At 33.3% G+C, this 17,145-nt stretch carries 12 protein-coding genes; 11 read left to right on the top strand and 1 reads right to left on the bottom strand.

Annotated elements, in window-relative coordinates:
* Nucleotides 1-28: 28 nt before the first annotated feature.
* Nucleotides 29-3,250 (bottom strand): cytochrome c biogenesis protein, encoded by a 3,222-nt coding sequence (ccsA, locus tag EG814_RS08540; protein WP_125720885.1) that lies wholly within the window; start codon nucleotides 3,248-3,250, stop codon nucleotides 29-31.
* A gap of 287 nt (nucleotides 3,251-3,537) precedes the next feature.
* Between ccsA and EG814_RS08545 the strand changes: the two genes are divergently transcribed.
* From EG814_RS08545 to EG814_RS08595, 11 genes are all read left to right on the top strand, one after another.
* Complete coding sequence (locus EG814_RS08545) at nucleotides 3,538-4,299, top strand: Rossmann-like and DUF2520 domain-containing protein (RefSeq protein WP_125720887.1); 762 nt, start codon at nucleotides 3,538-3,540, stop codon at nucleotides 4,297-4,299.
* Nucleotides 4,283-4,810 (top strand): KdsC family phosphatase, encoded by a 528-nt coding sequence (locus tag EG814_RS08550; RefSeq protein ID WP_125720890.1) that lies wholly within the window; start codon nucleotides 4,283-4,285, stop codon nucleotides 4,808-4,810. Before EG814_RS08545 ends, EG814_RS08550 begins: the two co-directional genes overlap by 17 nt.
* An 85-nt stretch (nucleotides 4,811-4,895) precedes the next feature.
* Nucleotides 4,896-5,822 carry a geranylgeranylglycerol-phosphate geranylgeranyltransferase gene (locus EG814_RS08555; protein WP_125720892.1) on the top strand — a complete coding sequence of 309 codons (927 nt, stop codon included), beginning with the start codon at nucleotides 4,896-4,898 and terminating at the stop codon, nucleotides 5,820-5,822.
* Entirely contained in the window at nucleotides 5,815-6,399 is a 585-nt protein-coding gene (locus tag EG814_RS08560; protein ID WP_125720894.1) for a Maf-like protein, read from the top strand. The genes EG814_RS08555 and EG814_RS08560 overlap by 8 nt, the downstream gene beginning before the upstream one ends.
* A gap of 10 nt (nucleotides 6,400-6,409) precedes the next feature.
* The gene (locus tag EG814_RS08565; RefSeq protein WP_125720896.1) at nucleotides 6,410-6,940 is read left to right on the top strand and encodes a mechanosensitive ion channel domain-containing protein; all 531 of its coding nucleotides are present in this window, start codon (nucleotides 6,410-6,412) and stop codon (nucleotides 6,938-6,940) included.
* 102 nt (nucleotides 6,941-7,042) lie between these two features.
* Entirely contained in the window at nucleotides 7,043-8,143 is a 1,101-nt protein-coding gene (locus EG814_RS08570; protein WP_125720898.1) for an AI-2E family transporter, read from the top strand.
* Nucleotides 8,144-8,389: 246 nt separating this feature from the next.
* Nucleotides 8,390-10,054, top strand: a complete 1,665-nt coding sequence (locus EG814_RS08575) for a hypothetical protein (RefSeq protein ID WP_317133043.1) — start codon at nucleotides 8,390-8,392, stop codon at nucleotides 10,052-10,054.
* 188 nt (nucleotides 10,055-10,242) lie between these two features.
* Nucleotides 10,243-10,758: a hypothetical protein gene (locus tag EG814_RS08580; RefSeq protein ID WP_125720903.1), complete on the top strand. Its 516-nt coding sequence runs from the start codon at nucleotides 10,243-10,245 to the stop codon at nucleotides 10,756-10,758.
* A gap of 205 nt (nucleotides 10,759-10,963) precedes the next feature.
* Nucleotides 10,964-12,589 carry an LVIVD repeat-containing protein gene (locus tag EG814_RS08585; RefSeq protein WP_125720905.1) on the top strand — a complete coding sequence of 542 codons (1,626 nt, stop codon included), beginning with the start codon at nucleotides 10,964-10,966 and terminating at the stop codon, nucleotides 12,587-12,589.
* Between the two features lie 179 nt (nucleotides 12,590-12,768).
* A complete protein-coding gene (locus EG814_RS08590) occupies nucleotides 12,769-15,300 on the top strand; it encodes a PIG-L family deacetylase (protein WP_125720907.1) in 2,532 nt (843 codons plus the stop codon).
* A gap of 114 nt (nucleotides 15,301-15,414) precedes the next feature.
* The gene (locus tag EG814_RS08595) at nucleotides 15,415-17,139 is read left to right on the top strand and encodes a sodium:solute symporter (protein WP_125720909.1); all 1,725 of its coding nucleotides are present in this window, start codon (nucleotides 15,415-15,417) and stop codon (nucleotides 17,137-17,139) included.
* Nucleotides 17,140-17,145 lie beyond the last annotated feature (6 nt).

A 17,145-nucleotide genomic window follows, 5' to 3' on the forward strand; every position in this document is an offset into this window, starting at 1 on the left:
ATGGCTCAGAATATACTGAGCCATTTTTCTATTTTTTAACCTTTTTGGTTTTATAGTATTTTCGATATTTTGGATACGTTATAGCTCCAATTATTGTAATAGTAACCAAACAATAATAAATCCAGCTTAATGAATGCGCTTCACCGCTTGCATAAGAGTGTAAACCTACTAAGTGGAAATTTACTCCATAATAAGTAAACAAAATCGAAACAAAAGCATACATGGTCATTAAGTTGAAGAACCATTTTCCTCTTAAAGCAGGAACAAAACGAGCGTGAATTACAAAAGCATAAACCATAATCGAGATTAAAGCCCAAGTTTCTTTAGGATCCCAACCCCAGTAACGTCCCCAACTTTCGTTTGCCCACTGTCCTCCAAGGAAGTTTCCAATAGTAAGCATGATAAGACCAATTGTAACTGCCATTTCATTGATGTAACTTATCTCTTTAATGTGCACGTCCATTTTTGCTTTGTTTTTATCATTCGTAAATAAAATCAATAATAAAGCAACAAAACCTAAAATCATTCCTAAAGCGGTTGGCCCATAACTTCCAACAATTACAGCAACGTGAATCATTAACCAATAAGAATTAAGAACTGGCTGTAAGTTTGCAATTTCTGGATCAATCCAGTTCAAATATGCCGCCATTAAAATCATTGCAGTAACGAATGCAGACGAAGCAACAGTCAATTTAGATTTTCTGTCAAAAGCCAATCCAAAGAACATGGTTGACCAGGCAACATATACAATCGATTCGTACGCGTTACTCCAAGGTGCGTGACCAGAAATATACCAGCGTGCAATTAATCCTAAGGTATGAATTGCAAATAACAAACCTATAATTATATGGAAACCATTAACCGTAAAACGAATCCATTTTTTCTCAAAAAAGATGTTGATAATGGTAAACATTAGCATAAAAATAGATGCCGTAATATACCAATAAGGTAATTTTTGAAAAACATCATATTTATTATAAGCAATCTCTGCATCGATTTTTTGCTCACTTGGTCTTACTTTAGCTCCAAATTTCTTTTGAAAACCATTTATGCTTTCAACTAAATTATCAGCAGTATCAAAGTTTTTCTGGATCGAACCATTATTTAAAGCGCTAAAATATAATGGAAGAATTTGTTTTACATACGTAGAATCCATTCCTTTAAAACCAGCGCCTTCACGCTCTAAGTAAGAAACCCATTTGTGATTTGGATCATTTGGAATTGGGAAGATTTTCAAAATGCTTCCGCTTAATGCAGATTCCATTAAGTTTACCTTTTTATCTGTTTCGATAAAATCTTTTTCAAAACTGTTTGGATTTGCAGCTTTGTAAGCAGCATCTAAATAAGGAGATAATTTGTAATTCCCCATTTCATCAAAAAACTTTACAAACGGAGCATATTTATCTTTAGAATCAATTCCTATAATTTTTCGAATACTATCATTTTTAGTATTGATATAAATCACAGGAACCTGAATCCAAACCTGTGCATATTGCGTCATAGACAAAAATACCTGATCAGAATTCATTCCGTTGTACTTATCATTGTGACTCACTTTGCGAAGTAACTCAGATGAGAATGTATTGATCGGCTTCATTCTTCCTCCAGCATCTTGAATAATCAAACGCCCGAATTTTGACGCGTGCGCTTCTGGTGCTTTATAAATAGTCAGTAAAGAATCTATTTGTTTTTTACTTGGTGGAGCTGTAACATGATTGGCATGATCATTAGGATCTGTAGCATGCGCGTGATCGTGTTCATGATCATGAGAATGTACATGAGGCGTTTGCTGTGCAAAACCATTCAAACCAATTAATAAAACCAAAATGGTAATTAGTTTTTCTTTTTTCTTTTGAATATTTTCTAATTTCTTTTTTAAATCTCCAAAACGAGAATGTTTCGTAAACATAATAGCCATAAGACCAATATATAATAGAAAATAACCTAAATAAGTAATATTTGTTCCCCAAAAATCATGGTTTACCGATAAAACAGTTCCTTTTTCGTCTGGATCAAATGAAGACTGGAAAAAACGGTATCCTTTATAATCTAAAACATGATTCATAAAAATATCAGCATCGAAAGTTTCTGTAGAATCCTGAACAGTTACTTTACTTTTAAAAGCAGAATAGCTTTTTTCTGTTCCAGGATATTTATCTGCTATAAAGTCATTTAAACGAACTTTAAATGGTAAAACATAAGCTTTACTTCCGAAGAATAAAGAATATTCGATATTACCAATTTTGACCGTTTTAGCTTCTCCAACTTGTCCTTTAGAACCTAAAAGCATCACTTCTTTCTCCTGCCCTTCTGCTTTTACTTTTACGATTAAAGCATCTGTATGAGATTTTGCTTTAAAATCATTATTCGATTCATAGTCTACCTTTCCTTTCAATGGAGGCTCTGGAAATACGATTCTAATATCACCAATGCTGTATAAAGAACGCATCATTAAAGGCTGTACAGTATCTTTGGTAACTTTACCTTTAAACTGATCGGCCATTCGCATAAACTCGCCTTCAAAAGGAGTTTGAATTGTATATTCTTTACCAGTTGTATTGATATTAATAGCACCGTCTGTCTGCTTGTTTAAAGCAAACAAAACGTTGTGAATATTTTGAACTTCACCTTCTTTTAGATAATGTTCTTCTCTTCCGCCAGCTCCGGCTTCGACTAATTTAATATATAAAGCACCGTTTGGATCTGGTTTAACGACTTCCTTCGCTCCCATGATGTAATTGGAATACGAAACTTCAAAAGGGGTCTGGTCGAATTTTCCTGAAATACTGAAATTATTATTGGTAACAGGAGAAAGTAACAAGCTTTTTTCAAAAACCCTTCTTTTCATTTCTCCTTTATATTCCCCATCAGCAAAAATGGTTAAAAATGTTTTATCCGAGTAAACTTGATTTTCAGCCGCTCCTTCACGAATAGGCATCATGCCTTCATAACTAATATAACGGGTAATGAAAGCTCCTAAGAGGATAAAAATAAAAGAAAGGTGTAACAAAAGTGTTGCCCATTTTTCTTTTTTATGAAGTTGGTATTTTTTGATATTTCCGAAGAAATTAAGCATAAAGATGGCCATAATTGCCTCAAACCACCAAGTATTGTAAATTAGTATTCTGGCTGTATCAGTGTTGTACTTACTTTCGATAAAAGTTCCAACGCCCATGGCAATTGCAAATGTTAAAAAAAGAACGGCCATTAATCGTGTAGAAAACAAAAAAGAGAATATTTTTTTATCCATTTCTTAGGAATTACATTGTATAAAAGTGCGACAAAAGTACTTAAAAATGTTGATTAGCAGGCTTTGGCTTTTGTTAATAAAAACCAAAAATAAAGACTATTTTTTAAACAAATTGATAATATAGAAAGTTTAAACCTACAAAATAATTGCGTTTTTTTCTTATTACAGCTTTTAAGGTAAAAGTGTTAGAATCCTAACAAAAAGTAGAAGACAATAAAATCCTCCAAAAAGCATTATCAATAAGCAATTGACTATTGCATTAAAAAAATAATACTAATTTTGCTTTCATGATTCAGATAACAATAATCGGTTCCGGCAACGTTGCACAGCATTTGATAAAGGCTTTTTCTGCCAGCAAAATTGTTGAAATTAAACAGGTTTTTTCGCGAAAGCGAGAAGCTTTACTTCATTTAATTGATTCTGAAAAGATTGTAGCTGATCTTACGAAATTAGAACCGGCCGATTTGCATATTATCTCCGTTTCAGACAATGCCATTACAGAAGTTTCAGAACAGCTCGCTTTCAACAATCAGCTTGTGGTGCATACTTCTGGAACATCTTCTATAGAACTTTTAAATCCTAAAAACAGACGAGGCGTATTTTATCCGTTGCAGACTTTTTCTAAGAATAAAGCATTAGATTATACTATTGTTCCGTTCTGTCTAGAAGCAGAAAATACAGCCGATTTTAAGCTTTTGGAAACCACTGCAAAAAGTATTTCTACTGCTGTTTATCCTATAAGTTCAGAACAGCGAAAAGCGCTTCATGTGGCTGCTGTTTTTGTGAGTAATTTTACGAATCATTTGTACCAAATGGGACAAGAAATCTGTGAAGACAATCAAGTTCCATTTGCTGTTTTAAGGCCTTTAATTCAGGAAACAGCTGATAAAATAAATACACTCGATCCGATCGACGCGCAAACTGGCCCAGCCATACGCCATGATTCAAATACAATCGATGCACATGTTGCCTTTTTACAAAACGAAAACAAAAAAAATATCTATAAAATCCTAACACAATCTATACAGCATAATGGCAAAAAGTTATAAAGAAATAATGAATGACATCTCAACATTTGTTTTTGATGTAGACGGCGTACTTACAGACAGTTCTGTTTTTGTAACCAATGAAGGCGAAATGTTAAGAACAATGAATATTCGCGACGGTTACGCTCTAAAAGCAGCAATTGAAAGCGGTTACAACGTTTGTATTATTTCTGGCGGAAGTAATGAAGGCGTTCGTATTCGTCTTAATAATCTTGGGGTTAAAGATGTTTACTTAGGAACTCCTGATAAAGTAAAAACATTGAAAGAATACATGGATGCGCACAATATCAAACATGAAAATGTATTGTATATGGGAGATGATATTCCAGATTTTCATGTAATGAAGTTAGTTGGTCTTCCAACTTGCCCACAAGATGCAAGTCCAGAAATTAAAAACATCTGCCGATACATTTCTCATGTAAAAGGAGGGCGTGGCGCTGCAAGAGATGTGATCGAACAAGTAATGAAGGTGCAAGGAAAATGGATGGAGTATTTTGACGCCAAATACGATTAAAAAATTTTTAGATTTCTGATTTTAGATTTTAGATTTAAAAAAACTTTGAACCTCTGCCCCTCAGCACCTTTGCACCTCAAAAAAAATGAAATACCTAAAACTAATTCGATATAAAAATTTACTAATGCTTGCTTTTATGCAGCTGCTTTTTCGTTATGCTTTTTTAAAACAGCAGGACGTGCCACTGGCATTGGCTGACTGGCAATACGGATTATTGATTTTAAGCACTGTTTTACTGGCTGCAGCAGGTTATGTAATCAATAATATTTACGATGTAGGAACCGACAGTATTAATAAACCAAACGATGTTGTAGTTGGAAAAGGAATTTCAGAAACTGCGGCTTACAATATTTATATCGGATTAAATATTTCTGGTGTTGCGCTTGGTTTTATTTTGTCTAATATTATCATGAGACCGACTTTTGCGTCGCTTTTTATTTTAATAGCGTCGCTGCTTTATTTTTACGCCACGACATTAAAACAAATTATGATCTTAGGCAATTTTGTAGTCGCACTGCTTTTAGCGGTAAGCGTATTAATCATTGGTGTTTTTGATCTTTTTCCTGCTACAACGGGCGAAAATCAAGCTCAAATGGCAAGCCTCTTTTCTATTCTGACAGATTATGCGCTATTTGCTTTTATGATTAATTTTATTCGCGAAATTGTAAAAGATATTGAAGATGTCAATGGAGATTATAACATGGGATTGAATACTCTACCTGTTGCAATTGGCGTTAGCAGAGCTGCAAAAATTGCTTTGGGTTTTGCCATCGTTACCTTTATTATGTGTGGGCTTTATTGCAATACTTATTTTATGCAAAACAAGCTTTACATTGCTGTACTTTATGCTTTTGCAACAGTTTTAGCGCCTTTGCTATATTTTATTGTAAAAATATTTAGTGCCAAATCTCAAAAAGACTTCCATCATTTAAGTGGTATTTTAAAACTCATTTTATTCTTCGGAATTTTATCAATCTTGGTTATTGCCTTAAATATCAAATACAATGCTTAAAGAAAAACTAAAAAAATATAAAATCATTTTAGCTTCGGGTTCTCCGCGGAGACAGCAATTCTTTAAGGATTTGGATCTTGATTTTGAAATTCGTTTAAAAGACGTTGAAGAAATTTTTCCACCTGAATTAAAAGAGGCAGAAATCACCGATTATCTTGCTGAATTAAAAGCAAATGCGTTTGAAGGTGAATTGGAAGAAAATGAAATTCTGGTTACAAGCGATACCATCGTTTGGCATCAGAATAAAGCTTTGGGAAAACCCAAAAATGCTGAAGAAGCCTTTGCAATGATCAAATCAATGTCGAATACTACTCACGAAGTTTTTACATCGGTTTGCTTTAAAACCAACTCCTCTTCTACTCTAATTAATGATGTTACCAAAGTAACTTTCAACGATTTATCAGATGAAGCCATTCAATATTATATTGAAAATTATAAACCATACGATAAAGCTGGTGCTTATGGCATTCAGGAATGGTTTGGTTTTATGGCAGTTGCAAAAGTAGAAGGCTCATATACTAATGTTATGGGACTTCCGACGGCCAAAGTTTATAATTTTTTGACTACATTAGTGTAAAAATTTAATTATGTTTTCTTTTAAAGAGTATAGTCGCGAAATAATTGCTACAATCGTTCTTATTGGTGTTTTAATTGTGCTGCGTATGATAATCGCCAAATTAATAAGACGTTTTGCTTATACAAGCCAATTGTTTGAACATCGCACTAATTTGATTATTAAGTATATCAATATTTTGATGAACATTCTTGTAGTTACAAGTTTAATTATAATATGGGGGGTTCAAACAGAAGATATTTTTATTACTATTTCTTCGATTGCAACGGTTATTGGCGTTGCCATGTTTGCTCAATGGTCTATTTTGAGCAATATTACTTCTGGAATGGTTTTATTCTTTTCTTTTCCTTTTCGAATTGGAGATACAATTAAAATACACGATAAAGATTTTCCTATTGAGGCCGAAATTGAAGATATTAATACTTTTCATGTAAGCTTAAAAACTAAAGAAGGAGAAAAGATTGTTTTTCCTAATAATTTACTGCTGCAAAAAGGAATTTCGATTATTCCTGCAAAGTATGAAGAACGCGAGTTTTTTGACTAAAACATAATGGGAATTTTATAACGGCCAGAAAAAAAGCTAGAACATAAAAAGATAAATAATGTGTAATATTTGTTTTATAAATTCAGCTAAATAAAAATCAAAATGAACCGGTCTATAACACTACCCTTTTATGCAAAATTTGCCTTTATTCTCGTTATCTTAATTTCTTTTGCATTTATTTTTTGCATAGGAAAAAATATTCTTACTCCAATTTTAATGGCATTTCTATTTGCCGTTTTATTGCTTCCAATTTTTACATTTTTAAATACAAAAATTAAGCTGCCGAGGCATCTTGCTGCATTAATTTGTATGATCCTTTTTATTTCTGTTATAGCAGGAATTTTGGTTTTTATCTCCTATCAAGTCACTTACATGGCAAATGATTTTGATACGATAAAGAAAAACGCCAATTCTTTTATCCTTGAAATTCATAAATTTATAAGAGAAAATTTTCAGGTCAGCATAGGCGAACAAAAAAAATACTTGGATTCTGTAACTCAAGACTCTGTTAAAACGGGTCAGGCAAAATTAGGATCGTTTATAATTTCTGTAAGTGATGTTCTTTTAGACAGCACAATTATGATAATTTATACTTTTCTATTTCTAATTTATAAAGAACATTTTAAACTGTTTTTCGCGAAATTAATCAAGAAAGAAAATCATGATGTTTTGCAGGATATTTTAGGACAGATCAAAGTTTCGATCAATAATTATATTGTTAGTTTAATTATCGAAATGATTGTAGTTTCGGTTTTAACCAGTTTGGGTCTATGGATTATTGGCATTAAATATTTCATTCTTCTCGGATTAATCACAGGGATTTTAAACCTTATTCCGTACATCGGAATTACAATTGCAGGAATTATTACGGTTCTAGCGTCTTTGACAGGATCGGGAGAAATTTCGGTAATTACGGGAATCCTGATTGTAAATATTATTGTTCAGTTTATTGATAATAACCTGCTTGTGCCTTTAATTATTAATTCTAAAGTAGAAATAAATGCTTTTGTTTCCATTATGGGAATTATTGTTGGAGGCGCCGCTGCTGGAATTGCTGGAATGTTTTTGGCCATACCGCTTTTGGCTATCCTAAAAATTATTTTTGATCGAATTGATTCTCTCTCCGCTTGGGGTTATCTCATGGGAAATCATGTTCCGCGAAAATTTGCTTGGCGAAAAAGAAAAGTTACAGCAGAAAATTAAAAAAAAAATTATGCTAGCATAGCATTTATTAATTTCTTACATTCATAAAACATAAATATATCAGAAGAAAACTACCGAATGTGTTTAAACAAAAAAATACTATTTTTTATTTTGCTGTGCTTTTGTTTACAAAGCGGATATGCACAGGTAGATCAAAATAAGAAAGAGCCTAAAACAAAAAAAGACACGACGGAGATTTATACTAAAATTAGAAATTATTCTAAGAAAAATAAATTTACGCAGACCATGCACAAATTATTTTTCAGATCTAAAAAATCGAAGAAAAAAGAAGAATTGCTAGTTAAGATAGATTCAACAAATTACGACGGAAAAATCATTAGAAATATAAATATTATTACGCTAGATCCTTTTGGACATTCTGTTGCCGACACCACAAAAATGCCTAAAAATTGGGGTGAGCGAATGGGAAACCGACTTCATTTAAAAACAAAAAAAATTGCCATTTATAATTTATTGCTTTTTAAGAGAAACACGCCTTACAACACTTATAAAGTTTTGGAATCTGAGCGTTTGATACGTGCGCAACGTTATGTTACAGCGGTTCGAATTTCAAATCAAACTGTTGGACAGGCCTCAGATTCGGTTGATGTTACCATTCGAGTTTTAGATTCTTGGAGTACTATTCCAAGATTTTCTATTTCGAGTAATCAAGTTTCCATTGGTGTTAAAGAAAAAGATTTTTTTGGATCTGGACAGCAGTTAGAATATCGTTTTGCAAATCGTTTTGATGACGGAAGAACAGCCAATGAAGTAACTTATACGGTTCCCAATATAAAAAACACCTATATAGGAACAATTCTTCATTATAAAACAGACTTAGATAAGAATTATATCAAAAGTATAGATGTTGAAAGAGATTTTTACTCTCCCCTGACTAAATGGGCTGGCGGTGTATATGTAGACGAATTTTTCCGTAGAGATACCCTACAGGCTCCTGATCTTACGTACGGTTTACAATCTGTAAAATATACTTCTCAAGACCTTTGGGCAGGACGCGCTTTTAAAGTTTTTGAAGATCGCCATAAAGCTATTACAAATCTCATTGTATCGGGCAGATTTATGAATAAAAACTTCAGTGAAACCCCGACTGAAGTTTATGATCCTGATCATTTTTTTTCAGATGAAAAACTGCTGTTAAGCGGAATCGGTTTAAACACCCGAAAATTTATTCAAGACAGTTACATTTTTAGAAACGGACAAACTGAAGACGTTGCCACAGGAAGAATTTACGGAATTACTTTTGGCTATCAATACAAGAACACCTATTGGCGGCCGTATATTGGCGCGCAATACTCTTTTGGAAACTATTATCGTCTGGGATTCTTAAGCATGAATTTTGAAGCGGGAACATTTTTCCATCAGTCCAAAACTTATCAGACTGCTTTTCTATTAGAATCGAATTATTTTACCAAATTGTATAGTATCGGAAATTGGAAATTAAGACAATTCGTTAATCCGAAATTTGTAATTGGTATTAATCGAGATCATATTATTACAGATGAGCTAAATATAAATGAAATTAATGGTATTGCTGGATTCAATAGCGCGGTTTACGGAACCAGTAAAGCTGTTTTATCGCTTCAAACCCAAACCTATTCTCCTCACGCTTTATGGGGATTTCGTTTAAATCCTTTCTTTAATTACTCTATTGCCGTTTTAGGAAGCCCAGAAGTTGCTATGACCAAAAGCAAACCCTATTCTAAATTAACAATTGGTTTGCTGGTAAGTAATGACTATTTGGTATTCAGTTCATTTCAGCTTTCCCTTTCCTATTATCCGAGTATTCCACAGCAGGGAGATAATGTTTTTAAAACCAATACTTTTGAAACTACCGATTACAGAATGCAAAATTTTGAATTGGGTAAGCCAAGAATTGTGGATTACAGATAATTTTATTTCTTTTTTTTGAAAGTTTTATAAAACAACAAAACATTTATAATCAATAAACTACTACTTTTTAGAATACTTTTTTACTCGTCGAAATGCGTTTTTATCCGACAAAAAACATCTTCTTTAATTTTTTGGCACAGTATATGAATATCGCTATTCAAGATCAACATTTATAAAATTAAAAAAAGATGAAAACGATAAAATTAGCAATCGCCGGATTATTTCTAATGGTTGCAAACGCCACGCAAGCCCAAGTATCGGTAAACGTAAATATAGGATCTCCACCCGCTTGGGGACCAGTTGGATATAGTCAAATGGAATATTATTATCTTCCAGATATTGAAGCTTATTATGATGTTCGTGCCGCTCAATTTATCTATTATGGAAGAGGAAAATGGGTAAGAACAACTTACTTGCCGAGACAATATAGAAACTATGATTTGTATGGAGGTTATAAAGTAGTATTGACAGATTATCATGGTAGAACTCCGTATACTTACTTTAACCGCCATAAAGTGAAATATTATAAAGGATACCATGGAGCTCCGCAAAGACCTTACAAACCAAGACCTGTTTATGGTTACAGCGAGCGCCGTCATTATGATCGTAAAGACCACAGACATTATGACAAACATGATAAACACCACGGAAAACACGATCGTGACGATCATGACGACCACGATCACGGACGTGGAAGAAGATAATGCTAAATTACTAGTTATCAGTACAAGAGAGTATCAAAAAATTGATACTCTCTTTTTTTTATGATTTGTTTAATGGCATGTTTTGTTAAAATGTTGTATTTTTAATATAAATCACTGTATAGCAATAAGTTTCTCTATTAAATCCCTTGTTTAATTCATTTAAACTATATATTTGCGCCGAATTTTAAATCCAAAAAAGAAATTTATGAAAAAGAATGTTTATTTGCTTTCATTTTTAGCAATGTCATTGTTAATAGGATGTGACGACAACAATGATAGCAATAACGATGCACAATCATCAGATAACATTACTATTACCTCAGATCAATCTACTTTAAATCAAAGGCTTGATTTAACTAATGCCGGGGTAATTTCGATCGAAAACGGTTCTTTGACAGGAAAAGCCGCTGAGACAGCGACAACTACTTTTCCTTTAGTTCAAATTGCCGAAGTTAAACCGCCAGTTGACGCAAGCGGAAGAACATTACAAGCCAGCCACGTAACAGTAAACGGTAATTATGCTTATGTTTCTTATATTATGAGAGGAGATGCATATTCTGGAGCTATTGACGTTATTGATGTTTCTGATCCGTACAAACCGAAATTGGTTACTTCTGCCCTAATTCCAAATACTGATATTACATCTCTAACTTTTTCTGGATCAAATTTAATTATCGGAGCTGCAAAAGATGTAGATAAAGATACTCAGCTTGCAGGAAATCCGGCAATCGTATTTAATATGCCATTAAGCTCAGGATTATTGACAAGCAATTTAACTACAAATTATTTAGAAAGCAGAGTAACAACAGATGTTGCGGCTAATGCTTCTAACTATTTTGCGGTAACAGGAGATAATGGAAGTTTGTTTAAAATAAACAGTTCTACAAAAGTAATCGCAGGAAAAGTTGCTGTGACAGATTTGCGTTCTATTGCGCTAACAAGTGATAAAGTTGTGACTTTAAGCGGAAATAAAGGAGTTAACATCTATAATCAGTCGAATCTTGCATTACAAAAAAGCTTTACAACATCTTCAGACATTAGCGGAGCAAAAAGAACTATGGATATTGACGGGACAAAACTTTTTGTTTCTCAAGGTTCAAACGGGCTTGGTGTTTACGACATTAACAGCGGATCAAAATTACAGACTATCGGAATTGCAACTGCTGGAGAAGATAATGTAACTAATGCTGTTTCTTATAATGACGGTTATGCATTTGTTGCAAATGGCGCTTTAGGACTTAATGTTTATAAATCTGCAACTCAACTTAGTTTATTAGGTTCTGTAGGAATTGCAGGTTCTTCTAACTATGTAAAATCTAGCGGTAATTATATTTATGTAGCAAGCGGTACTGGAGGTTTGAAAATCATTAAAATGGAAAAACCAAATACTACTTTCGAAAGCTGTCTTACTTACGGTCTATACAATCAAGGTAGAGATTTGATTTTAAATTCTAACGACAAAAAATCGTATCAGGGAGCTACTGCTATTAATTCGGCTATTATTAATTCTAATGCAGTTTTAACGCATTGCGGTTCGATTGCAATTTTGAGTAACTTGACTTTAAACAGCGGAGGTACTTTTAACATGAGAGGAAGTTTGTCTCAAGGTAAATACCAACAATCGTCTCCAACAGAATTAATTATAAACAGTAATGCCGTATTAAACGTTGAAGGATCTGTTGTAATTTGGGGAGATTTGCGATTGAACAGCGGTGCAAAAATTAATTTTATTGGTAGTACTTCTTCAATCACTATCTACGGGAAAGTTACCAAAGGAAGCGGTGTAACTATCACAGGAAACTATGTTGATACAGAAAACAAATTGAAATAAGCAATAAACGGTTCAAATATATATTCAAAAAAGCTGTCAGGATTAAACTGGCAGCTTTTTTTTGTTTTAATTTATTGTAATATCAACCAAATAATTAATCATTAACATTTCATTTAAATACTGTTCCGTAAAATAATTAGTACTTTTGAAGCACTTTCAAAAAAACAATTAACCAGAATATGCGAAAAATACAGGTTCCAATCCTTCTTTTATTTTTTATAGGTTTTCAAATTTCATTTGCACAGCAGCCACAAAAACCGAATTCAGTTGAAATTTACAATCAAATCAAAAAATTAAACTTTTTAGGTTCTGTATTATATGTTGCTGCGCATCCTGATGATGAAAACACTAGAATGATTTCGTATTTGGCCAATGATATGAACGCCAGAACGGGTTATTTATCGCTTACGAGAGGTGATGGAGGACAAAACTTAATTGGTCCGCAATTACGCGAATTGCTTGGTGTTATTAGAACTCAGGAATTAATTGAAGCACGAAAAATAGACGGTGGCGAACAATTTTTTTCAAGAGCAAATGATTTTGGTTTTTCAAAAAATCCATCCGAAACTTTAGATATTTGGGACAAGGATAAAGTTCTAGCCGATGTAGTTTGGACGATAAGAAAATTTCAGCCAGACATTATCATTAATAGATTTGATCATCGTTCGCCAGGTACAACGCACGGTCATCATACTTCTTCTGCTATGTTAAGTGTTGAAAGTTTCAAATTGACAAACGATCCAAAAGTTTATCCTGAACAATTAAAATATGTTGCGCCTTGGCAGGTAAAACGCCAATTTTTTAATCCTTCTTGGTGGTTTTACGGAAGCCAGGAAAAATTCGACGCTGCCAATAAATCTAAGTTTACAAAGCTTGAAACCGGCGTATATTACACTGGAATCGGAAAATCGAATCAAGAAATTGCTGCTTTAAGCCGAAGCCGTCACCAATCGCAAGGATTTGGAAGTACTGGAGTTCGCGGTGAAGAAACAGAGTATTTAGAACTAATTAATGGCGAAAGTCCAAAGGAACGTGACAACTTGTTTGACGGAATTGATACAAGCTGGAATCGCGTAAAAAACGGAAAACCTATTGGAGATTTGATTGCTACAATAATTTCAAAATACAATTTCAGCAATCCATCAGCCAGTATTCCAGATTTAGTTAAAGCGTATGCTATGATTCAATCTTTAGACGATACGCACTGGAAAAACATTAAATTGGCTGCTATAAAAAATATTATAGCCTCTTGTTCAGGTTTATATCTTGAAGCTGTTGCCAATGAACAGGAAGCAACTCCAGGAAGTACAATTAGATTAAGTCTTGAAGCCATTAACAGATGCGCCGTTGGCATGCAATTAGTTAGCGTAACAACACTTCCAAACAATCAGACAATTGCTCAAAATCTCGTTTTAAAAAACAACAACGATCAGAAAATCAATCTGCAATTACAGCTTCCATCCAATATGGAATATACTCAGCCTTATTGGTTAAAGGAAAAAGCAACTGTTGGAATGTACACCGTTTCTAATCAAGAAATTATTGGAATTCCAGATATTATTAGAGATACAAAAGTAGTTTTTAATGTAAAAATCAATGATGTAGAAATTCCGTTTGAGCGTACCGTTGTCTATAAATACAATGACGGCGTAAAAGGCGAAATGTATAATTTTCTAGACATAGTTCCAGAAGTTACCACTTCAATTTTAGAAAGAGTTTTGCTTTTTAGAGATACTAAAAGCAAAATGATTCCGGTGAAAGTGCGCGCAGGAAAAGACAATATTAAAGGAAATCTTCAATTAGAATTGCCAAAAAGCTGGAATATTTCTCCAAAAGAAATTCCGTTTGCATTAGACAAAAAAGGCACTGAACAAATCTTTTATTTTGAAGTTACGCCGCCTGTTAATTCAGAGGAAGTTACTGCAAAGAGTGTTGCTATTGTAGACAATAAGCGTTTTGATAAAGACCAAACGATTATAGAATTTAGCCATATTACCAAACAAATGATTTTAAAACCAGCTGAATCAAAATTTATTCGAATGGATTTAAAAACTTCTGGCGATGCCATTGCTTATATCATGGGCGCTGGAGACGAAGTTCCAGAAAGTTTGACTCAAATGGGATACAAAGTTTCTCTTCTAAAACCTGAAGAAATTACTCCAGAAAAATTAGATTCTTTTAGTACCGTGATTACTGGAATTCGCGCTTACAATACCGTGAATGCTTTGGCAAACAAACAAAACATTCTTTTCAATTTTGTAAAAAGCGGTAAAAATATGATCGTGCAGTACAATACAAATGGGAAATTGGTGACCGATAAAATTGCTCCTTATCCGTTAAAATTATCTAATGATCGTGTAACCGAAGAAAATGCTAAAATTACATTTTTAGCACCCAATCATCCTGTATTAAATACGCCAAATAAAATATCTTCAAAAGATTTTGAAGGCTGGACACAAGAACAAGGATTGTATTATCCTAATGAATATGATCCTGCCTTCACTCCTATTATTTCTTCGCATGACAAAGGAGAATCTGCTAAAGACGGAGCTTTACTTGTCGCGCCATACGGAAAAGGATATTACATTTACACTGGTTTGAGTTTCTTTAGAGAATTGCCAGAAGGTGTTTCTGGTGCTTATCGACTACTGTCAAATATTATTTCTTTAAAACAGCCTATTGAAGCTCCTCAAAAAGATTTAAAGCAATAAAATATGGAAGTTAAAAAAACAAAAAAATGGAAAAAAAGCTACACTTATGTTTTAGTAGCCAATGCAATTTATATTGCTATTTTCTTCTTAATCATGCAATTATACTCATAACCTATGCAGCTATTTGACTGGATCGTACTTATTGTAACCTTATTATTTATCGTTGGATATGGTTCTTGGAAAACCCGAGGCAGTAAAAACGTAGAGGATTTCATTTTAGGAAATAATGAAACGCCTTGGTATACCGTTGGACTTTCTGTAATGGCTACACAAGCGAGTGCGATTACCTTTTTATCTACGCCAGGACAAGCCTATCATGACGGAATGGGTTTTGTGCAATTCTATTTTGGTTTGCCAATTGCTATGATTGTCATTTGCGTTACTTTTATTCCGTTATATCATAAAAGCAAAGTTTTTACGGCTTACGAATTTTTAGAAAAACGATTTGATATTAAAACACGTTCGCTTGCCGCAATTTTATTCTTAGTGCAAAGAGGTTTAGGAACTGGATTAACCATTTATGCGCCAGCCATTATTTTATCTGCTCTTTTAGGATGGAATTTAACTGTAATGAATATTATCATTGGAGTTTTAGTAATTATTTACACTTTCTCAGGAGGAACAAAAGCAGTAAACGTGACGCAAAAACAACAGATGTTTGTGATTATGTCTGGAATGTTTATCACCTTTTTTCTCATTCTGCATTATCTTCCAAACGATATGACTTTCAACAGTGCGCTTCATATTGCCGGAGCAAATGACAAAATGAATATTGTTGATTTTTCTTTTAATCCTGAAGAAAAATATACTTTTTGGAGCGGTATTACTGGGGGATTCTTTTTGGCACTTGCCTATTTTGGTACAGATCAATCTCAGGTGGGACGTTATTTATCTGGAAAATCAGTTCGCGAAAGTCAGATGGGATTAATCATGAACGGACTTTTAAAAGTGCCAATGCAATTCTTTATTCTTTTAACGGGAGTTATGGTTTTTGTCTTTTTCCAATTCAATCCAGTTCCTTTAAATTTCAATCCGAATAATAAAACTGCCATCGAAAAATCTCTTTTCAAAGAAGAATATCACGTTTTAGAACAAAAGCTGGTTAAACTTTCAGAAGATAAAAAAGTAATCAATTTATTGTATATCGATCAGTTGAATCAAGATTACGACAATCCAATTTTACGTAAAGAATTGGTTGCATTGTCTAATAAAGAAAAAGATCTACGTGACAAAGCCAAAGAGATTATTTCGAGAGCCGACAGTAATTCGGAAACTAATGACAAAGATTATGTTTTCTTCCATTTTATCCTCAATTATCTGCCAAAAGGCTTAATCGGATTATTATTGGCCGTTATTCTTTCGGCTGCAATGTCTTCTACCGCTTCTGGATTAACCGCATTGGCTTCTACAACAGCGATTGACATTTACAAACGAAATCAGAAAGAAGAAAAATCAGAAAAGCATTATTTGAATGTGACTAAGTTTTTTACTCTGTTCTGGGGAGTTGTAGCGATACTTTTTGCTTGCGTAGGAACATTATTCGAAAATCTAATTCAGCTTGTAAACATTATTGGCTCCATTTTCTACGGGACCGTTTTAGGAATTTTCCTTGTCGCTTTTTATTCTAAACGAGTTAAAGCAAAACCTATGTTTATAAGTGCAATTATAAGTCAATTGACCATTTTTGTAATTTACTATTTCATGATTTACAGCCAAGAAAAACTAGGTTATTTATGGCTAAATTTTATTGGAGCTATCTTGACGATTGTATTGTCTGAAATATTGCAATTTTTATTCTTCAGAGGAAAATCTGATGATAATGATTTGATATTGGAATAAACAATT

It is taken from the genome of Flavobacterium ustbae (genome assembly GCF_003946915.1).
GTDB lineage: Bacteria > Bacteroidota > Bacteroidia > Flavobacteriales > Flavobacteriaceae > Flavobacterium > Flavobacterium ustbae.